Genomic DNA, 19,589 nt, shown 5'->3' with positions numbered 1-19,589 from the left:
TGGCGGATGTCTTCTGGTATTTTAACAGGGGCAGCAACAAATGGCATATGAATGATCTCCTTGCGTTTTCTTTTAATTATTCCATATATTAGAAATATTTTCCATAGAAATATTACTCAAAAATTAATGCAATTTTGTACTAGTCGCTATCACATCATTAATATAAACTGTTGCTGTGAAAAGGATTTGCCTCTTCGTATAGTTTTCTGGAAGCATTATTGCAAAACTAAAGTTCAAATATTCCCGTTGCCAAATCTGTTCTTCTTCGTTATCCTCAATTAAAATATCAGGAGAATACAATTGAATTTTAATTATGGAGTTATCTGATACATTAATTGTCCCAGAACGGGTTTCTTTAACTGGAACTTCGGAATTGGAAATGATTTCATTGACTATTTTTCTAAATGATTCCTCATACATCACGATATTAATAATCGTATATTCTCCTTTGATAAATGTCTTTGGTGCAACTGCCGAAAAATGGACCTTGCTTATATCTAACTTCCTTTGTTCTACCAACGCCTTTGCGTCATAGGTTGGGTAGTGCTTCGCTTTCTCTACAAGCACCTCTGTTCCACAGCTTGGGCAGAAATGGATTTTCCGATGAAAGACTGTACCACAAGCTCTACATTGTCTATATTTACCTGCCGGTTTTTCTGATTGAACGTTAATAGTATCTGAATTCTCGTTAAGTGCCACCGTTGTTGCCATGCTGTCAGCGTTAAACATATTGTTTCCTTGATATGTAATTTCCGTATCCGCCCAGCCACTTAAGCCTGACAAACCATCTGGTTTATGTGTATGATTTTTTCCTGGTATCAGCAATGTAGATTTGGCAACCTCATCCGCATCATATATTTTGCTTATTTTATTGTATATCGTACTTCTTCTCAAAAATAAATTATCATGAAATACTACGGGATTATTAATTTTTCCCTCACATAATCCATGTAAAATCACATCGAGAGCACTCTGTAATTCTTCAAATCGTTGAAAACGATTACATGCCTCAAAAGCACATGCTGTACATATGATTCTATTAATTTCCTGTGGAAGATCATCTTTCTCCAATTCAGGTAAAGGTGTTCCCGCTAATCGCTTATAAATTGCAACTTTATACTCATCCTGATCCGTGAATGGCAGTTTTTTTTCATTTAACAAGCAATATAGTAATAATCCAATCGAGTATATGTCTGACTTCTCACTGCAAATACCCTCCCTATATACCTCAGGCGCCATATAAGCAAGTGTTCCGCGCATATTTTTATTACTTTTTAATTCATCCAGAAACAATGATGAACTAAAATCTCCCAACACAATTCTGCTATCCTGTTCTCTGAAAAAAATATTCTTGGGTTGTATATCCAAATGTGCAACATTTGCATCTCTGCATTCAATAGCCGCTTCGCAAACCTTACTTAGTATTTTTACAATATCCAATAAAGAAACTGGCTGTCTGCTCAAATACTTCGAAAAATCTTCCAAACATTCTTCTAATATAAACACCGTATTATTAGAATCAATTTCTGTGTCGAGCACCTGGACGGCTGAAGATACACCCTTAAGAGCCTGCATTATCTTTATCTCTTTTAAAGCATTAGCTAATTTGTGGGCATTATCATCACATACAATAGTTTTTACCACATATTGATTCACACCTGAAATCCGATATACAACACCTACAGATCCCTGTCCAATTCTTGTAATTGCTCCCAGTTGTTTAAATCGCTCTGGCAATTCGTCTTTTGCATCATCTATTTCATTATTATCATTCCACTTGCAATGAGGACAATTAGAAAACTTTTCCGCATCAAAAAAATGTCCGTTTTTACACCTTTCTATTTTCATCTAAAGTCCTCCTCATCTAATCGTTATTCTTAATATTGCCGCATATAATAGTTTTGAGAGATATACGAATCTGAGAGCGCAAACCCTCGAAGCGCGTTTCTCTTTTCACGTTCATTGAACATATATGAGAAACGATCGTACCCCATACATACATCTACATTGTACCATTGCCCATTAATATTAACCCTATTCCAAACATGCTTCGAACTGCCATCAATACTTCCCTCTTTTAATGTTGACAGAACATCAAGTTCCCGTAAAATAATCTGATATGCTTTTGCAATTCCTTTACAAACAGCAACTTGATTTACCAGCGCATCATAGATTGTTTGTCCCCTTGACTGTTGCATTCCATACTTAATATTTTCAATCATCCACATATAAACATTCTTTGATTTGGTATACTCATCCAGTTTTCTCCAAAAATGTAGTTCTCGTATCTTTGTATCAATAACCCCTTCTGCATTATTGATTTTATAAGAATTCATCGTATATATAGGGATTGCAATATCGTATTGATTTAATACATCTTTTTTCCACTTTCCTTCGAACCAGAATATTTCAGGACAATCTATTAAAATGGCTTTGAATATTTTATTCATTACTGTCGGCGATACTTCAAGTAATATATGCGTTTCATATCTCTTTATTGCGGCTTCTGTTTTTATATATATTTTTTGTTCCTTATCACTTAATTGATTATAAGCAATTCTATATACGTCTCGTTCCATTATATGAAATCAACCGCCTTTACCATTTTAGAAAAATTAATAAACTTATTTTCTTCTCTGAAAATCAGTACTATATAAGCACAGAACTTTGCGAGACAATTTCCCTGATCAAACGTCCGTAGACCAAAGTTCATTAATAACATTATAGTCCTTACTCCAGATTAGAACAAGTGTGATTTATTTTTAAGCGATGACCGCCGTCACAATCTCTGCTATCCAGAAGGAATTCCATACTGCTGCTCCAATCAATCGGCTTCGAAAGAAAACACACGGAATGAAAAAAACATCTGGAATATATTTTCTCCAGATGCTTTGGGGTGTTTCGCTATGCTATTTTCGTGTCTGCTGTTATGAATAATCCTTAGCTGTGTTTCTGATATCTCGTAGTAAATAAAACCAATTATATTTTTGGCATTTCTCTATTTCCGTCTTGATATCTCGCATATTACAAAAGATGCTCACAGGATTGGCGTATGGTACAGGGATGTTGGTGACCAGTGTTTCAATCACGATTCTTTTCACATTTGGTCTGTAATCGTCTAATATGCTACTAATTGTATCACTTTCCAGTGCATATAATTCAGATTGGGCTTTTTTTAGATCACCACCAGAATCATGTAGAATGCTTCCTAGTTTACACCGCCCGTTCAATACCGCCAGCTTCATAATGTCTTTTAAAAGAATTGCCTTTCTTCAGACCTTTATCCGTTCTGCGACCTCAGCACAGATAGCGACCCGCTTCTGCTTTGACGCAACGATCAGTCCATTACCGCTCTTTCCGATCACACGGATCACAGAGCCTTCCTCAATATGGCAATCTCGCATAAAATCAAGAACCTCCGGTACTCCGAACATCCATTTAACCGTATACGTCTCACCCTGCTTCGCCTGTGACAATGCCAGCATCCTCAACACCTCCGTAGTCATGATTCTTTCAGAACCTCAATATCGCCAGATATCTTTTATCTCTTGATATTATTGTAAAATCAGGGTCCGCTGTTAGTCAATAAAAATCTTTATTACCATCATGCGTCCTGAGTTACCGCTGACTAAAGTATGTTTCCTGTATTTGCCTCCAAAATACTCTTTGCCTACAGGCGAGAGCGTAGCTAAAGAACGTTATGAATTCTTTATTTTCTCCAGTGAATTCCGTGCAGCCTCGAGGACCTGTTCATCCTTTTCATGAGAAAGACAGTATCGAAGCTGTGTTTCAACATAGCTTCCGCGGGATTCACCCAGGGCAACCGCCACAGCTTTACGGATATCTGCGTCACTATCATCCATCATCCCTACTAAGGTGTTCAAGGATACCTCATTCGAAGTTAATTTTCCCAAACTGGAAACTGCAGCCAGTCTAACCGATTTATCACTGTCATGCGCAAGCGCTGCCAGTTTATCTGCCTTTCCTTTTGCTGCATATTTTTCAATCTTTTCTAGTTTTCCCATTTTTTTCATCCTTTCATTTCATCTTCATTTTCCTTATGTAACAACAGAATCTTACTCTGTCACTATAAGTCTAAACTCTATTAGAATAATAGAGTCAATAGCAATATTGGGAAATTTTAAGCAGCTCACTTGATTCCACAGCGGTTCAAATCCATCACCATAGATCTTATAGGGATTTTTCCAGAAAATACAGTTGAAAAGGCTGCATAAATACAAAAGATATGGAATTTTACCAACTCCATATCTTTTGTGTGGTTCCGGCGATAAAAATATGCCGGTTGTTTTACTTATAATTTCTGTACTGCTATCACTTCCGAAAATTGTGCTGGATACGTTTCTAAAATATCGCCTGTCGCAAATACCAGGATCCGGCATCCTTTTTTTATTGCTTTCGGGAGTATCTTCTTTCCCTTACTGTCCAGCAGCGCTACGTTTTTTAATGGAACATAGTAACGGTCTGCAGCGTTTTTTCCGGCAACCAGAACTTCATTTTTGTATTTTTTCATCACCTTGAGTTCCGTTGCTAAGCATAAAAATCTGCCGTTCTTTTTACTGAAGTATGCTTTTCCTTTTTTCGGAACCGTTACAATGCCTTTCTTCATTCTTCCTTTTGAGTCAAAGGAATAATAGTATTTTCCTATCTTTACAAAAGATTTTTTGCACAGCTTTCCGTTTTTCATACGGTAATAGCGGTATTTTCCTTTGTTGAACCAACCTGATTTTTTTGTTGTTTCCGTTTGGCTCCCGGTAACCGTTCCAGTACTTACTTCTGCGGCTGCAGCCGACAATGTTGTGCAGCATAAGCACAGGCATAACAAAAAAATTCTAACAATTCTTTTTCCTCTCATACGTTTCTCCTTTCAGACCTTTTACAACGAACAGTGTTTTCTTACATCAAGTATCAAGCATAGTTTATAGGTTTATCGTAGCACATATGAAACAAACATTGTATTATTCAGTTTGCGTCTGAAAAAATGCACTAATCTTATCTCTTATCAATCCTTCCCCGATCACAATTATTATCTCCTGTCCCTTTTCAACGTGCTGTATTGCAGTGCTCTGATGCGTTGCATTTAATTCGATCCAGGTACCATCCTCTGATATCATAAATCCTTTGATCCGGACAATATTTCCGCAGTCTGACGCAGCCATAAGGCTTTTCACACTGGAGCGTAATTCCTGAACAGTCATATGTACATTCATAAAATAGAGGGAGGTATATCCTTCATCATTCTCAAATACGGATTTTTCGTAGGATTCCAACACATAACCACAGGAGGAAATCCCTTTCCAGTCTTCATCGGTCAAAGAATCCCAGGGCTTTCTGAGGACATTGTCCTGAAACCTCCGTTTACACCGCACCTGTTCCATCGCACGATTTAAATGATTCAGAGTCCTTTCCTGGTCTTCTTCTGTGGCATCCTGACTTTTGCTGAAAATGACCAGGCCGGCATTTGCTGCTTCTGAAGCCAGCAGATAATCCGACTCCTCCGACAGTTTTTCATCCAGCTTTGCATCTACCACGGCGATCACATTGCCGATTTCATACCAGCGGTCCAATGGTTCTTCATACAGAACATCAAAAAATTCGTCCACATCGAAAATCCCGGACGGCTCGATCAATACCCGGTCATAGCCGCTCATGCCCATAGAGATCAATTTTGTTTTAAAACGCCGCTTATGGCAATCTCGGTCGCAGCCGCCGGATACCATCTCCAGTTCACATTGTTCGCCCTCTAAATCCTGAAGCAGCATGACGTCCACATTGACTGCACCATAGTCGTTTTCTAAAATACATATACGATTGCCGCGGTCCATCAAATACTTTGCATATTTTTTTAAAAAAGTTGTTTTCCCTGCTCCCAGAAAACCAGTGATCAAATCTACTTTAATCATCTTTTATCTCCCTATTATTTCAAATCCTCAACGTTCCATCACACGGAACATGGTTGATCACAAAAAAGTGTACGCCTTGGCGCACACTCGTGTCGGAGCGCCGTTGCGCCAGCAACCATATTCCGCCTGCGGCGGGTCGCATTAATCGTATCACGATAAAATATGATTGGCAAGATTTATTGGAAGGTTCCGTACTATGACGATGTTATGCGATTATGGCAAACATACGATACGCTACTACCGCAGTCACAAGCTCTGAAACCCAGAAAGCGTTCCATACTCCTGTTACCCCAATCAATCGGCTTAAAATGAATGCACATGGAATAATGATCACTACATACCGAAGAAGAGAAATTAGCAAAGATGGTGTTCCCATTCCAAGTCCCTCCAAAGCTCCGGCAGATGTAACGGAGACCGCGGATACGATAAATCCCGCACTTATGATTCGAAGTGCGCTTGTTCCTGCTTCGATCGTCTGGGGATTTGTTGTAAATAAACCGATCAACTGTCCTGGTATTGCCAGACATGTGGCGGTTCCTAAAAGCATGATCGATGCACTTAAAATCAGCGCTGTCCGATATATTTTTTTCACCCTCTTTGTCTCTTTCGCCCCGTAATTATAGCCAATGATCGGGCGCATCCCCTGTACAATGCCATTGGCTGGCAAGTAAAGGAATGTCTGTAATTTATAATAGACACCCAGTACAACTACATATGCCTGTGAATAAGCAGCCAATATGGCATTGAGTGAAGAAACCAGCAGGGATGGCAAAGCCATGTTCAGAGTTGCCGGGATGCCAACGGAATATAGTTTCTTACAGATTTCTTTGTCCGGTTTCAGATCCCGGAAACGGACATGTACTGGAATCTCCTGTGAATAGTAGATTGCAAGGAAGATGAACAGTGTCAGCACCTGCCCTGCTCCTGTGGCAATCGCAGCGCCCTTGATTCCAAGCTCCGGTACCGGACCCAGCCCGAAAATCAGAATAGGATCCAGTATGATATTGGCGATGCTTCCGCTTAGCATGGCAACCATGGTTGCAGTCATTTTTCCCACCGCCTGGAAGATTTTTTCAAAACAGAGTTCTACAGCAATGATCGTGGCGAAGCCAAATGCAATGCGGGAATAGCTGATTCCCAATTCAATAACCACTGAGTCGGAAGTAAACATACGTAAGAAATCAGGCATCACAGCAATGCTGATGATTGTCATGATCAGACCATGTATGGTATTCAGCAGCAAGCCCTGACTGGCAGCAGCATCCGCTTTCTCGTGGTTCTGCGCGCCCAGGTTCACAGCGATCACCGCATTGATACCGATTCCGAAGCCAATTGCAATGGCGTTGATAAAGTTCTGGATGGGATATACCAGAGAAAGCGCTGTCATGGCGCTCTCGCTGATCTGTGCCACGAAGAAGCTGTCCACAATATTATAGAGTGAATTCACCAGCATAGACAGAACCATTGGAAGTGACATTGACAGCATCAATGGGAAGATTGGTCGTTCTTTCATAAATGTTTGTTCCATATCTAAATACTCCTCTTCTGTCTGAAACAAAAAAAACCACACAACTATACGAAAATAGTTGTGTGGCGAAAAGTAGATTGCTCCAGAAAAATCCACATCAGGTTTTAGTAAAACTATCTTAACATCTCTTCCCAAACGCTGTCAAGAGGTTTATTATATGCAATTGCTATACGACGTGAAAGTATTTCATTTTGTCCTGAATGATCTCAGCTATTGGATTTCAAAATAAGACTGTGCTTTCTTATAATTCTCTTTTCCCTGAACTGTGATCAAAGCTTTTTTTATTTCTGAATCTGCGAAAGCTTCACACAGCATTCTGCCCTGGGCGTAGGGAAGATAGATGCCTTCTGACGGGGAGGACAAAATTCCCGCAACGATGCAGTCCTTCCACTGTACTTCACCAATCTCGTTCTCCGCATCAGCTTTTTGAGAGGCTACAGAATACTTCAGCTCCAGTTTTTCAAAACTATCAAGAAATTTTTTCTGCTGATTCTCTGAAATTTTATGTTCATTGGAATCCTTCATTTCCGCCAGAGAGTTCTTTCCGAGAAGCAGCACCGGGGTAGTTCCGAGCGGAACCTCTCTGGCTTTTTGTACCTTTTTTTCAAGCACATCTGCATCCACTGCCATCCATACTGTATCCATGGTATAATCCTCCAGCTTCAGGCGTACCGGAATCTCCAGAATAGGGCAGATCTGACGGATTCCCCTTATTTTCGAGGCCTTCTCCAGGAAATTCTCATCATAAGTGGTTCCGCCCAGGTCGGCGGCAAACTGGAAACACTGTTCTTCTTCCTTATTTTCCAACAGAAGGGAAAACACCAGCGCCACGATAGTTACCGCCAGTGCACATGATAAAACCAAAATGGATATCCGTCTTCTTCCGTGTCTTCCCATCATCCTACACCTTTCTCGATTCCTCCAGCAAAATATTTTTCCGGTGAAGCTTTGCTAAAAGCAAAAGCAGCATCGCTGTCATGCCCAGAATCAGCGCTGCAAAAACAGAAATCCACCACGGATTTGCTTTTTCCGTTTCCTCATCAGTCTTCAGAGACAAGACCTGTGCCTTTTTAATCTCCGTCTGATACTCACGGGATTCCTCATAGGTGTTACCTGAAGCGTCCTCGTAGGATAAGGCAAATCTTCCGCTTACTGCCCCGTATTTTTCCTTTTCCTCTGTTCCATTGTCCACGCCAATGGACTCCATAGTTTTCGTTCCCACATACACCTTCATGCTTCCGCTCCCACTGCTTCCTGCTTCCATGTTTCCGATAAACACATCAGCAGTCGGAAAAAGCCCGGTTCCTTCCAGGCGGACCCTGACATTGTACACGTCAGTCCTGCTCAGGTTCAGCACCTCAACAGGTATCTCAACCGTATCGGAGGCATAAAGAATTGCCGGAATTTCCGACTTTTCAAGCTCCATTTTCACAGGCTGAGAAACGGAAAGATTTACAAGCTCCGAGCCGGTATCGGAAGTACCCTTTTTATCCTCATACTCAAAAGAAAAGGACAGAGGCACGATGCCTGCCTCTGCATCCGGTGCGACTTTTACTTTCCCTTCCAAAGAAATGCTCTCTCCAGGAGCCACTTTCTCGAAGTAAAAGGAATTCCGTTCCAGTTTTAAGGACGCAGACCCTGTTTGAAGTGTAATTTTCAGGTTATACATACTTTGGGTCTGGCTGCGATTTCTTAAGCATACCTGTAGGAGCTTGGTACTGCCTGCTTCCAGTTCTTTTTCTGACAGACTGCAGGATTCCAGCAGCATTTTCGGCTGACGGATGATTTCCTGCGACGGTTCACCGCCTCCACCTGCATATCTGCTGTCATCATTTGCAGTTTGAACCTTCTGTTTGGGATTATCTTTGGCTGCTGTATCCGGGATATAGAAAAAGATATTATGCTCCAACGAAACTTCTTCCATGTTTTCCGTATAGCCCCACGCTTTGGCTGTGAGAGAATATTGGCCCGGCTCTGCATCTTTGCGTATGGGGATCCTGCATACATACAGATAGGTTTCCGTATAGCCCATGGCTTCCTTAGCTGTCCCTTCCATATCCTCCTGCATGATATCCTCTGCCGGAAAATATCCTTTTTTCCAAATATCTTTCTGGTAGTTTTTCAGCTCAACAGGTGACTGCTTCTGGTTGAGAAATTCCAGATTGACGGTCAGCTTACTACCCTTCAGGCTTCCGCTGGCAACGTATGGGATTACCAGTTCCAGGATTCCGTCCTTTACGGTAGGCCTGTATCCATCCGAAAAGGACTGTTCCATTCCCTCATAAATATGAAGATTGTCAAGTCCCAGATATACTTTGGTATCCATTGTTTCCGGATTCCCGGGAATCTGGCTGTCAGTCGGAAAAGCCGGGGTATCCGGTATTGCATCCGGAGCATCCACAAATCCTCCTGCTTCCTCAGACAAAGGCTCTTCTGCGCTGTTTTCCGGCTCTACGGAAGTTACATTTTCCTCCGGCAGTGTTTCCGCCAGCGGTATATCTGTAAAATCCCCGGATGATGTTTCTTCCCCATCCTCCATTTCTTCCGCCTGCACGACTGTGCAAAAAAATCCTGCGAAAAATTCTGAACCCATGTATTCTCCTATAGCTACAATGTGCACAAAAAAAATCAACGCAGCTACCCGAAGGAATTTTGCTCCTGATTTTAACTGTTGCAATTCACCGCCTCCTTATCCTCACATTCGGACCGCATAAAGGTCAGCACTCCTCCATCCATCTCATACACCTCATCACACAGAATCCGGATGTCTTCCTCATTATGGCTTGCCAGCAGAATGGTTTTACCATCTGCCTTCAATTCCAGGAGAAGCCTTCGGATTTCCTCCACTCCATGTTTATCCAACCCGTTAAAGGGCTCATCCAGGATCAATAGACCCGGATTTTCCATAATTGCCTGGGCAATTCCCAGACGCTGCCGCATTCCAAGGGAATACTTGCTGACAGGTCTTTTCAGATCCGGATCAAGTCCTACCTTCTTCAGAACCAGCCGGATGTCTGCACGCGATATCCGGCGGTTCAGATCTGCAAGAATCTCCGGATTTTTCCGTCCTGTAAGCTGGGTAAGAAACCCGGGTGTTTCAATGATCACCCCCAGGCTTTCCGGAAAATCCACATCCTTTCCAATACGCTTTCCAAATACGCGCACGCATCCTGTTGTAACCGGAAGAAAGCCGCAGATGCATTTCATCAGTACTGTCTTTCCGGAACCGTTATTTCCTACAATTCCATAAACCTTCCCTGTCTGCAGCTTTAAATTCACTTCTTTCAATACCTGATCCTGTCCAAAGCGTTTCGTCACATGTTCGAGTTCCACACAGGGTCCTTTTTTTTCCATACCGGACATATGCCCTTCCTTTCTGCTCAGATTTCTTCCAGCTTCTCATACAGAATCTCTCTGTGCACGGTCACGGATACTGCCAAAAAGAGCAGCAGAAACAGCCACAATCCCTGGTCGTTTTTTCCCCATGAGCGGCTTCCGGCAATCCATTCCTTTGGGTAAATCCAAAATGCTTTCGGAAAATATCGCTCATACAAAATCATACAAAAATAATAGCCTACAAACGGTAGCCCATAAGCCATATAGACAGAACCTGTAATAGCGCCGCAAAGCCCTCCCAGGGAGCCTAAAATGGCTGCGATAACTCCACCGCGGATCATAATAGCAAAGAGGGCAGATACCTCTTCCGGCGAAATCCCGCCCTGCTTCTCACAAGGAAAAAAGACTACAAAAAAGCAAAACAGAACTGTGATTCCGGCAGTCATCCAGGCGAGAAAGCCTCCAAGAGCTACGGTCAATATTTTATTCTCCACATATTCCCTGCGCCCTGTTCTGGGCAGACAGGATTTGAGATAACCGCCTTTCCATTCCTCCAGGAAGGAATCACTCCAGGGCAGTACCGCGATTATAGGCAGAAAAAAACTCGCGGTTTGTGAATACAAGGCAGTTCCTTCCAAGGCCAGAAAACTCCCGGGCTGCAAGAGCTTATCCATTTTTGGATAAGGGGCACCCAAGACAATTCCCATGCCTCCCAGAAGTATAGCCCAAAGAAAGCCTTTTCCGGAAAGCATTCTATTGATTTCTGCACTCATGTTTTTTCTCCTGTAAAATGAAAGTGATAGCGGCGAAGTGCGGTCATGCAGAGCATCGCCAGTACCAAAAGCTGAACCAGAAACACCAGGCAGGATTGCCCCACTGTAGGAAGCCTGTCGTAACCGAAATTGTGCCTTCCGTAAACCGCTTGATTCAAGGGGCTGATCCAGACGGACAACACATTGATCTTATACATTTCATAGGCTTCCAGTCCCAGGATTTTTCCAAGAACGGAAGGGTCAAGCAGAAAACCGTAGAGACTGTAAAGAAGTCCCAGAACCATTCCCCTGTTTTTTCCAAGCCAAAGATTTCCTGCCAGTATTACAAAGCTCAAGGTTCCGGTATACAGAAAAAATAACGTTGTCACCTGCAGTGCGCATCCGTAAGGGGTAATACTCTCCATCACTTTTACCGTGGAAGGCACGCTCAGATCCTTTCCAAGCTCAGAGTACGCAAGCATGGCTGCCGTTTCACTCCAGATATTGCCCACATAGCTTGTTTTCATACAAAGCAGCACAGTAACACAAAAGATGAAGAGTGTATAAACTGCAGCCACGCAAACCACATAGAAAAGCTGTGCAGCCATCCATTTTCTTTTTGTCATCCGCAGGAGATAAAAGGGTGATGCTGCTGTCAGCTTAGGAAGATCCGAAAATAAGAGCAACAGTAACAAAGAAGCAAGTAAAACTGCCGTGGAATCCCCAAAGGTCCATAAAAATGGTTCTACTGCCTGGGTCGGCGTCCTGTAATTCCCGATCACTACCATAATACGGCTGCTCAACAAAAAGCTCAGAACCAGGCCCAGCAAAAAGGTGAGAATAACCTTGGGATTTTTCCAAAACCCCATAAAGTTAAACCGGACCACTGCTACGATCTGTCGCATTCCCTTCCGCTCCCTAATAGCCAAGCCCGCGGTCAATGATGCTTCCATCAATGGCATTGATAGTCAGATAGCTTCGATACTTCATTGTATTGCTGCTGTTCTCCTGCTGTCCTTCATTGTCATACACAGTCTCGCAGCTTCCGAAAAAATCCCACACAGGTACCAGCAATCCGGATTGGCTGTCTGCCGCAGGCTCATAGATACGGCTGTAACCAAAGGTAATCCTGTCGATGCGGTATGTTTCAGAAACCGCATAGTTTAAGACATCTGCATTCTGGATCACCATCATTTTCCGATAAACATCCATAATCTTATCAAAGGACATCAGATTCAGATTCTCTGTCCGTATTTCACCAATATCGTACTGATTGTTAAAGTGTACTGTATCGATTCCGTCCTTTGTTACAATAATATCCAGCAGTTCATAGCCCCAGGATTCCATTTCACTATTCATGTCTTCCAGATTGCCGCCTGTTTCACTTGTATAAGTAATGGGGATTCCATTGAGCTTTCTGGTGTAGTGGAGCATATATCCTGTATCAACCACTTTGCCGGACACATTCATGTCTTCTTCAAAACAGATTCCGTATTCCCAGGCGGTCATCTCCATGTTTTCAAGCTGCAGCGCATCTACCTTAGCATCTGCAGCCTTTTTGGCCTCTTCCAGCGTAATTCCCACAGACTGTTCCAATTCTGTCTCATTCGGTACATTTGAAAAATTACTATTGGAAGCCCTACTGTACTCCAACCACCTTGCCACACTGCCTTCCTGCATTTCCCGTCTCTTTTCCAGCCTAACCTCCATAGGCATACTGCCATAGGTCTTCATGATATAGTTATAAGCAGTTCCGTCCGGCTGGCAGGCCACACCCCAGAACTGACTGCCGCCCTGCTCATACTGAGGATGCACTTTTTCCAGTGAACGTTCCTCCGGCGCTGACTGCATTTCCTGTTCATATGTCTCAATATTCTGATAAATATCGTATACATAATTTCCATTCTCATCTGTACCTAAATGAAACGGATCCAGATTCCCCTGTGCCACATAGCCTTTCAGCTTTTCAATCTCCTTCTGGTAGTCTGTCTTTGTCCACTGACTGTAACTGTCATTGCTGTAAATTTCAGCATCCGGGAAAAAAGCATCCGTAATCCTGTCCATTACCGTCTGGTCAAAAGGATGCTGGCTCACTGCAATGGCAGATACCTTGTCACTATCGGGGATTTCTACATCCGCATCTGTCAATATCTGAAGCTTGCCCGTCTCGTCTGATGTCTCGCTCTTGTAATGCTCCGGTGCCCCGAGCGCCTGCCGCAAAATATTCGTTTCTTTCAGCGTCTGCCCTTCTGCGTAGTTTTTCAGACTCGCCTCTCCCTTTTGCTTTACCAACGATTCTTCCGGTGTCTGAACGCAGCCGGTAAGAAAAACAGCCCCTAAAAAAACGCCAAGCAGCATAACAATTGCTTTCTGTTTCATCATTAATCTTTGCCTCCTCTCAGTCATCGTTCCGGTTATGACCGCAGAACTGATGCTTGGCTTATCATAGCATCCTTTTCTTCTCCAAATCTTCCTTAATGTGTAACCGTTTTGTAACGCATCTTGACCCGTGTTCCTTTTCCTGCCTCGCTTTCCAGGATCAGGTCTGCTCCGTGAAGCTCTGCAATCTGCTTGCAGAAGGTCAGCCCCAGTCCCACACTTCCTGCTGTACGGCTGCGTGATTTATCTACCATGTAAAACGCCTCGGTTACCCGTTCCAGTTCAGAAGACGGGATTCCCTTTCCATGATCCTTCACAGAAATACCGGAGCTGTCTGCAGATATGGTAATGGTACTTTCCGGCTTGGAAGCCTTATAAGCATTGTCGATCAGATTCAGGAGCAGGCTCGTCAGAAGATCCTCATCTGCCTGAAAAGTAAGATCCTTTGGAGTACATGTCACAACGAGACAGATATTCTTTTCTTTTAGCCGATAAGCGGTCAGTGCCTTTATACGCTGTAAAAATTCCTCCCCATTCACTTTTTTTATGGAAATGGAAAGCTCCTCTCGATAAAGCCCGGTCAGTTCCATCATTTTTGCAGACAGCCGTGCCAATCGCTGCCCTTCACTTTGAATATAGTGCAGTGCCTGTATCTTCCTTTTTTCACTGAGAGGGACTGTCAGCATGGTATCCGAATAGCCGATGATGGCAGTCAGAGGAGTTTTTAGTTCATGAGCCAGGCTCCCGATAAGCTGCGTCTGCTTATAATTAATATCAGAAAGCTCTTCCACATGCTCCTCTACTTTTTGCGCCATCTGGTTAAAGCTCACCGCCAGTTCCCCGATTTCATCCTTTCCCCGCACCTTGGCACGATTTCCATAGGCGCCCTCCGCAATAGCCGAGGCTGCCTGTTTCAGCTCTGTCAGGGGGCGGATGCTCCGGTAAATACCAAGATAAAGCAAGACTCCGGTCATCGCCAAAAGTGTTGCTGCCAAACACATTCCTTTTAAAAACAGGATTTTGGTCTGATTATAGATATAGGTTACATCTTTATAATAAATGATGAAATAGGAAGGTATGTTTACTTCTCCCCACTCCTCAACCAAAAGCATGAGCTTGCTTTCACCAGCTTGCTGAATACAGTCGCGGAAGCCGATGCCTGACTCTTTGGCAGTTCCTTCCACAGCATAGCCTGTTTTCTTTACTATGTCCTGAACTCCCTTCACATCAAATTCGTAGGGAGAGACATTATACAACTCCTCGCCTTCACGATACAGAGCACCGTTACTTCCGATGAGGGACTTAAACTCCTGTATTGCCACCACATCCCATATGGTCTGTTCATTTTCTCCATGACAGGCTGATTCCAGCGTTTCACGAAACTGACAATAAGCTTGTCTCATGCTTTTTCTCTCATACAGATACACAGACGTCAAACTCTGCCGTTCCGATTCATGTAGAAAATATAAAAGAGGAACCATGGTCAAAAGGATACATCCCGCAAAAACCTGCAGGAAAATTTTTCTGAAAAGCTTCATTCCTCCACCTCCAGACGATATCCGATTCTGGGAATGGTTTTGATCACATTCTGCCATCCAAGTTTTTTTCGGATCCTTCCCACATGGGCATCTACCGTTCTGGTTTCCCCCGCAAACTCAATCCCCCACAGCATTCCCAGGAGCTGCTCCCTTGTCAGCGCTTTATTTTTATGATGTACAAATGTCAACAGGCACTCGTACTCCATAGGCTTCAGATAGATCTCCTGTCCCTTCTTTTTTACCAGACGTTTCTCTTCGTCAATCTCCACGTCCAGTATTTTTATGATTTCATGATTGGTACGGTAACGTTCCAATACCTTCTCCAGCCGTACCAGGACCTCCAGCATCTCAAATGGCTTTACGATATAATCCTCTGCTCCGTCCTTTAATCCTTTTACTTTACTGGACAGGTCTGCTTTTGCTGTCAGAAAGATTACCGGAATCCCGCAACGCTTCAGCTCCGGCAGCAGTTGAAAGCCATCCTTTCCGGGAAGCAGCCGCTTCATCTTCTATTACTAAAATACGCGCCTTCATAAGCACCTCCTACACAAAATCCAGGGGCTTTGCCTCATGTGGCAAGTATACCACATCACTTTTCTTTTATATGTAACCGTTTTGTAACCGGATAAACCCATTAGACCGGGAGTTGTTTTTTATTGACAATTACTTTAGGAAAGGCTAAGATTTATAATGGCATTTTTAAGGGAGGAATTTGGATATGAAGCAAGTTGATTTTGCGAATGGAAAAATAGCACAGAATATCGCGCAGACGGCATTTCCCATGTTGGTGGCGCAAATGCTGAATCTGCTTTACAGCATTGTAGACCGTGTCTATATTGGACGGATTCCCCATGATGGAACAACTGCACTTGGCGCGGTGGGGCTCTGTTTTCCGGTTATTGTCCTGATCGGTGGTTTTACCAATATGTTCGGAATGGGTGGTTCCCCTCTTTTTGCAATGGAGCTTGGCAAAAAAAATAAAGAGAAAGCAGAAAAGATCATGAATACTTCCTTCCGCCTTCTCTTTCTCACCGGGCTGACCATTATGGCTTCCGGCGAATTATTTTCAGAGCCTATTCTCCGCTTATTCGGCGCCTCTGATCTGACCATGAGATATGCTCTCACGTATCTTCGCATTTATCTTCTGGGAACCCTGTTTTCCATGATCACCACAGGTATGAATCCTTTTATCAATGCACAGGGTTTTCCAAGGATCGGGATGATCTCGGTTGTGATCGGCGCTGTTTCCAATTTGATTTTAGACCCGTTTTTTATTTTTACTTTAAAGCTTGGGGTAAACGGAGCTGCAATTGCCACTGTGATTTCACAGTTTCTGTCTGTTTTGATAGTTTGCTGGTATCTTTTCGGTAGGAAGCTGGAATGCCGTATTTTCTTCCAAAAAGAGCAGCATATCCGCGATTATGTTCCATATGCAGGGGATATTGCGGCTCTTGGTACGGCTCCGTTTATCATGCAGTGTACCAACTCGCTTGTACAGATTGCCTGCAACAATGTACTGATGTGTTTTGGCAATGAGCTTTACGTTTCCATTATGACCATTGTGTCTTCGGTACGTCAGATTCTTGATACGCCGGTTTCCGCAATCGTAGAAGGCTCTTCTCCTATTCTCAGCTATAATTATGGTGCAGGACGGGCGGACCGTGTGCGCAAAACCATGGCGATCATGACCTCCGTGTCTGTTCTTTACACCTTACTGGTATGGATTGCTATTGAGTGGAAGCCAGACATGTTTATCTCGATTTTCAGTACCGATCACACCTTGCAGATGGATGCCGTGCCAGCTTTACATATTTACTTTTCTGCCTTTGTCTTTCAGTCTTTGCAATACAGCGGACAAACGGTTTTTAAAGCTTTAAATAAAAAGAAGCAGGCCATCTTTTTCAGCATTTTTCGAAAAATCATCCTGGTGGTGCCGCTGACATACCTGCTTCCTCACATTGGAAAAATGGGAACAGACGGGGTATTTATGGCAGAGCCCATCTCCAATCTGATTGGAGGAATCCTCTGCTTTACTACAATGCTGTGTACGGTCCTGCCGGAGTTAAAAAGGCTGGAATGTCATTAAAACTACATTCCAGCCTTATACGTTTCAATTTTCCTCTATCACCAGCTTGGCTCCTCCGTAAATCCCGGCATCGCTGCCCAGGGCCGCCAGACGAAACTCCGTGTCCACGCAGGGCGGATAGGCATACTGACGGTAATACTTCTGAATATATTCCAGTACGACAACTCCCGCCTTCGACACACCGCCGCCGATCACTACAATCTCAGGATTTAGCACACAAGTACAATTGGCCAGTGCTTTGCCCAGATATTCCCCGAATTTTTCGGCAACCCGGATTGCAAGCGCATCCTTTTTCTTCACTGCCTCAAAAATCGTCTTTGCAGACACTTCTGACCGTCTTAACAGCGACGGCTCCTCTGATGCTTCCAATTCCATCTTACCAAGCCGTCGCAGCCCGGTTGCTGATGCAAGCTGCTCCAGACATCCGTACTTCCCACAGTTGCACTGCTCCGTCATATTGTCCTCAATGTGCATATGTCCAATCTCTCCTGCTGCTCCATTTGCACCGGAAAGGATCTTATCCTTCATGACGATTCCGCAGCCAATTCCTGTACCAAGGGTTACAAAGATCATGCTGTGGCAGTTCTCCGCGCTGCCTTGCCAGATTTCACCCAATGCCGCCAGATTTGCATCGTTTTCCGCCTGGACAGACAAGCCGGTCATTCTGGATAATTCCCTGGTGAGTGGTACATGGACCCAGCCCAGATTCTCTGCAAACAATATGGTTCCATCCTCTGCTACCTGTCCCGGAACTCCTACGCCTGCTCCCGAAACCTGTTCCGGTGTGATTTTCCGGTTCTTCAGCTTGCTGTTTACGGAAGCCGCAATATCCGGCAGGATATGGATGCCATTTTGCTCGATATTCGTTGGAATGCTCCATTTTTCAAGCAATGCCCCATCCATATCAAATAAGCCAAACTTGACCGAGGTGCCACCTATGTCAATTCCAAGACAATACTTTTCCATCCCGCACCTCCTTCTTTTCGTTCTGGTACAGAATCAGGCTTTATCCTTCTTCTGAAGCAGAACTGCAGCGATAATGATCGCACCTTTGAATGCCTCCCGCAAAAACGGCGGAACGCCCCACAGGTTCAGAAGATTGTTCATAATGGCGATGGTCATAACACCCATAACTGTACCCTGAATGGTTCCTTTTCCTCCGGAAAAGCTTGTACCGCCCACTACAACGGAGGCAATGGCATCCAGCTCATAACCGGATCCGGCATTTGCATAGTCCATAGAACCGATACGTGCAATGGTCAGAGTCGCAGTCAACGCCACCAGAAAGCCCATTAAAATATAAACCTTGCATTTCACTTTATTTACATTTACACCGGAAAGACGAGCTGTACGCTCATTGCTTCCTACCGCATACACCTGGCGTCCAAATACTGTCTTTTGTGCCACGATATAAAGAATCACGGCAATGATGATCCAGTAAATGATGGGCAGAAGCATAAAACCGCCGATTTCCGCATTTGCCAGCTTACAAAACGGCGTCGGAACCGATGGATTGACACTCTGCATGAAATGCTGGGTTACAGAGCGGAAAATTTTCTGGGTTCCAAGAGTCACAATAAACGGCGGGATCATTCCCCAGGATACAAGGGAGCCTGTCAAACCACCCAGAAGGATACCTGCCACGATTCCAATGAGGATTGCAATGATATACGCCGGAACTCCTGTAATGCCGAAATTGGAAAGGGTACCGATCGTTCCTGCATCCATGATCACCATCATGATCGCACCTACTGCTACCAGAGTAGAACCTACCGCCAGATCGATTCCGCCAGAGATGATAACAAAGGTCATACCAAGTGATATGATTCCGATACCTGCATTATTTCTCAGCACATTTGTAAAATTACGCACCCATAGCATCAGACAATCACCAAAGGTACTGCACGCTGAATAATTCAGGGCAAAGGTCTGAAGAATTATCATAAACAGTAATACAAGGCCAATGCTGAATAATGAATTATTTTTCCACTGGCCTGTCAGCCAGCTCAGGAAATTTCCGTTTTGTTTTTCTTTACCTTTCATCGTAAT

The 19,589-nt window shown here is 43.6% G+C and carries 18 protein-coding genes; 1 reads left to right on the top strand and 17 read right to left on the bottom strand.

Annotated features, from left to right (window positions below; translation table 11 throughout):
• Positions 1–123: 123 nt before the first annotated feature.
• The 15 genes from ACESZH_RS11170 to ACESZH_RS11100 all read right to left on the bottom strand — a co-directional run bounded on the left by ACESZH_RS11170 (position 124) and on the right by ACESZH_RS11100 (position 15,960).
• Positions 124–1,848 (bottom strand): protein kinase, encoded by a 1,725-nt coding sequence (locus ACESZH_RS11170; RefSeq protein ID WP_373215074.1) that lies wholly within the window; start codon positions 1,846–1,848, stop codon positions 124–126.
• A 29-nt stretch (positions 1,849–1,877) separates the two neighbouring features.
• A complete protein-coding gene (locus ACESZH_RS11165) occupies positions 1,878–2,579 on the bottom strand; it encodes a transglutaminase domain-containing protein (RefSeq protein WP_373215071.1) in 702 nt (233 codons plus the stop codon).
• A 693-nt stretch (positions 2,580–3,272) separates the two neighbouring features.
• Entirely contained in the window at positions 3,273–3,485 is a 213-nt protein-coding gene (locus ACESZH_RS11160) for a ferrous iron transport protein A (RefSeq protein ID WP_373215068.1), read from the bottom strand.
• A gap of 213 nt (positions 3,486–3,698) precedes the next feature.
• Complete coding sequence (locus tag ACESZH_RS11155) at positions 3,699–4,025, bottom strand: HEAT repeat domain-containing protein (protein ID WP_373215065.1); 327 nt, start codon at positions 4,023–4,025, stop codon at positions 3,699–3,701.
• 287 nt (positions 4,026–4,312) lie between these two features.
• Complete coding sequence (locus tag ACESZH_RS11150) at positions 4,313–4,873, bottom strand: hypothetical protein (protein WP_373215062.1); 561 nt, start codon at positions 4,871–4,873, stop codon at positions 4,313–4,315.
• 103 nt (positions 4,874–4,976) lie between these two features.
• On the bottom strand, positions 4,977–5,921 hold the full coding sequence (locus ACESZH_RS11145) for a GTP-binding protein (protein ID WP_373215060.1): 945 nt from the start codon (positions 5,919–5,921) through the stop codon (positions 4,977–4,979).
• Positions 5,922–6,126: 205 nt separating this feature from the next.
• Positions 6,127–7,449, bottom strand: a complete 1,323-nt coding sequence (locus ACESZH_RS11140) for an MATE family efflux transporter (protein WP_373215057.1) — start codon at positions 7,447–7,449, stop codon at positions 6,127–6,129.
• A 210-nt stretch (positions 7,450–7,659) separates the two neighbouring features.
• Positions 7,660–8,349: a hypothetical protein gene (locus ACESZH_RS11135; RefSeq protein ID WP_373215054.1), complete on the bottom strand. Its 690-nt coding sequence runs from the start codon at positions 8,347–8,349 to the stop codon at positions 7,660–7,662.
• A gap of 1 nt (position 8,350) precedes the next feature.
• Positions 8,351–10,042 carry a COG1361 S-layer family protein gene (locus tag ACESZH_RS11130; protein ID WP_373215051.1) on the bottom strand — a complete coding sequence of 564 codons (1,692 nt, stop codon included), beginning with the start codon at positions 10,040–10,042 and terminating at the stop codon, positions 8,351–8,353.
• Between the two features lie 71 nt (positions 10,043–10,113).
• Positions 10,114–10,803, bottom strand: coding sequence for an ABC transporter ATP-binding protein (locus ACESZH_RS11125; RefSeq protein WP_373215049.1), 690 nt, complete (start codon positions 10,801–10,803; stop codon positions 10,114–10,116).
• A 26-nt stretch (positions 10,804–10,829) separates the two neighbouring features.
• Entirely contained in the window at positions 10,830–11,558 is a 729-nt protein-coding gene (locus ACESZH_RS11120) for an ABC transporter permease (protein ID WP_373215046.1), read from the bottom strand.
• Positions 11,555–12,442 carry a hypothetical protein gene (locus ACESZH_RS11115; protein WP_373215043.1) on the bottom strand — a complete coding sequence of 296 codons (888 nt, stop codon included), beginning with the start codon at positions 12,440–12,442 and terminating at the stop codon, positions 11,555–11,557. Before ACESZH_RS11115 ends, ACESZH_RS11120 begins: the two co-directional genes overlap by 4 nt.
• A gap of 13 nt (positions 12,443–12,455) precedes the next feature.
• On the bottom strand, positions 12,456–13,919 hold the full coding sequence (locus ACESZH_RS11110; protein WP_373215040.1) for a DUF6034 family protein: 1,464 nt from the start codon (positions 13,917–13,919) through the stop codon (positions 12,456–12,458).
• 92 nt (positions 13,920–14,011) lie between these two features.
• On the bottom strand, positions 14,012–15,454 hold the full coding sequence (locus ACESZH_RS11105) for a sensor histidine kinase (protein ID WP_373215038.1): 1,443 nt from the start codon (positions 15,452–15,454) through the stop codon (positions 14,012–14,014).
• Positions 15,451–15,960: a response regulator transcription factor gene (locus ACESZH_RS11100; protein ID WP_373215035.1), complete on the bottom strand. Its 510-nt coding sequence runs from the start codon at positions 15,958–15,960 to the stop codon at positions 15,451–15,453. The genes ACESZH_RS11105 and ACESZH_RS11100 overlap by 4 nt, the downstream gene beginning before the upstream one ends.
• 212 nt (positions 15,961–16,172) lie before the next feature.
• Here ACESZH_RS11100 and ACESZH_RS11095 point away from each other — a divergent pair, with 212 nt between their 5' ends.
• Complete coding sequence (locus tag ACESZH_RS11095; RefSeq protein WP_373215033.1) at positions 16,173–17,540, top strand: MATE family efflux transporter; 1,368 nt, start codon at positions 16,173–16,175, stop codon at positions 17,538–17,540.
• 24 nt (positions 17,541–17,564) lie between these two features.
• On the opposite strand, the gene ACESZH_RS11090 is transcribed toward ACESZH_RS11095, so the two are convergent.
• Both ACESZH_RS11090 and ACESZH_RS11085 read right to left on the bottom strand, forming a co-directional pair.
• Positions 17,565–18,506: an ROK family glucokinase gene (locus ACESZH_RS11090; protein WP_373215030.1), complete on the bottom strand. Its 942-nt coding sequence runs from the start codon at positions 18,504–18,506 to the stop codon at positions 17,565–17,567.
• A 33-nt stretch (positions 18,507–18,539) separates the two neighbouring features.
• Positions 18,540–19,583, bottom strand: a complete 1,044-nt coding sequence (locus tag ACESZH_RS11085) for an ABC transporter permease (protein ID WP_373215028.1) — start codon at positions 19,581–19,583, stop codon at positions 18,540–18,542.
• Positions 19,584–19,589: the final 6 nt, after the last annotated feature.

Source organism: Ruminococcus sp. 5_1_39BFAA (genome assembly GCF_964240875.1).
Lineage (GTDB): Bacteria > Bacillota > Clostridia > Lachnospirales > Lachnospiraceae > Blautia_A.
This window is presented reverse-complemented; position numbering and strand designations above follow the sequence as displayed.

Bases quoted from the DNA above. Each gene is read 5' to 3' on its own strand.
- ACESZH_RS11170 (WP_373215074.1), bottom strand. From the start codon at position 1,848: ATGAAAATAGAAAGGTGTAAAAACGGACATTTTTTTGATGCGGAAAAG.
- ACESZH_RS11165 (WP_373215071.1), bottom strand. From the start codon at position 2,579: ATGGAACGAGACGTATATAGAATTGCTTATAATCAATTAAGTGATAAG.
- ACESZH_RS11160 (WP_373215068.1), bottom strand. From the start codon at position 3,485: ATGCTGGCATTGTCACAGGCGAAGCAGGGTGAGACGTATACGGTTAAA.
- ACESZH_RS11155 (WP_373215065.1), bottom strand. From the start codon at position 4,025: ATGGGAAAACTAGAAAAGATTGAAAAATATGCAGCAAAAGGAAAGGCA.
- ACESZH_RS11150 (WP_373215062.1), bottom strand. From the start codon at position 4,873: ATGAGAGGAAAAAGAATTGTTAGAATTTTTTTGTTATGCCTGTGCTTA.
- ACESZH_RS11145 (WP_373215060.1), bottom strand. From the start codon at position 5,921: ATGATTAAAGTAGATTTGATCACTGGTTTTCTGGGAGCAGGGAAAACA.
- ACESZH_RS11140 (WP_373215057.1), bottom strand. From the start codon at position 7,449: ATGGAACAAACATTTATGAAAGAACGACCAATCTTCCCATTGATGCTG.
- ACESZH_RS11135 (WP_373215054.1), bottom strand. From the start codon at position 8,349: ATGATGGGAAGACACGGAAGAAGACGGATATCCATTTTGGTTTTATCA.
- ACESZH_RS11130 (WP_373215051.1), bottom strand. From the start codon at position 10,042: ATGGGTTCAGAATTTTTCGCAGGATTTTTTTGCACAGTCGTGCAGGCG.
- ACESZH_RS11125 (WP_373215049.1), bottom strand. From the start codon at position 10,803: ATGGAAAAAAAAGGACCCTGTGTGGAACTCGAACATGTGACGAAACGC.
- ACESZH_RS11120 (WP_373215046.1), bottom strand. From the start codon at position 11,558: ATGAGTGCAGAAATCAATAGAATGCTTTCCGGAAAAGGCTTTCTTTGG.
- ACESZH_RS11115 (WP_373215043.1), bottom strand. From the start codon at position 12,442: ATGCGACAGATCGTAGCAGTGGTCCGGTTTAACTTTATGGGGTTTTGG.
- ACESZH_RS11110 (WP_373215040.1), bottom strand. From the start codon at position 13,919: ATGATGAAACAGAAAGCAATTGTTATGCTGCTTGGCGTTTTTTTAGGG.
- ACESZH_RS11105 (WP_373215038.1), bottom strand. From the start codon at position 15,454: ATGAAGCTTTTCAGAAAAATTTTCCTGCAGGTTTTTGCGGGATGTATC.
- ACESZH_RS11100 (WP_373215035.1), bottom strand. From the start codon at position 15,960: ATGAAGCGGCTGCTTCCCGGAAAGGATGGCTTTCAACTGCTGCCGGAG.
- ACESZH_RS11095 (WP_373215033.1), top strand. From the start codon at position 16,173: ATGAAGCAAGTTGATTTTGCGAATGGAAAAATAGCACAGAATATCGCG.
- ACESZH_RS11090 (WP_373215030.1), bottom strand. From the start codon at position 18,506: ATGGAAAAGTATTGTCTTGGAATTGACATAGGTGGCACCTCGGTCAAG.
- ACESZH_RS11085 (WP_373215028.1), bottom strand. From the start codon at position 19,583: ATGAAAGGTAAAGAAAAACAAAACGGAAATTTCCTGAGCTGGCTGACA.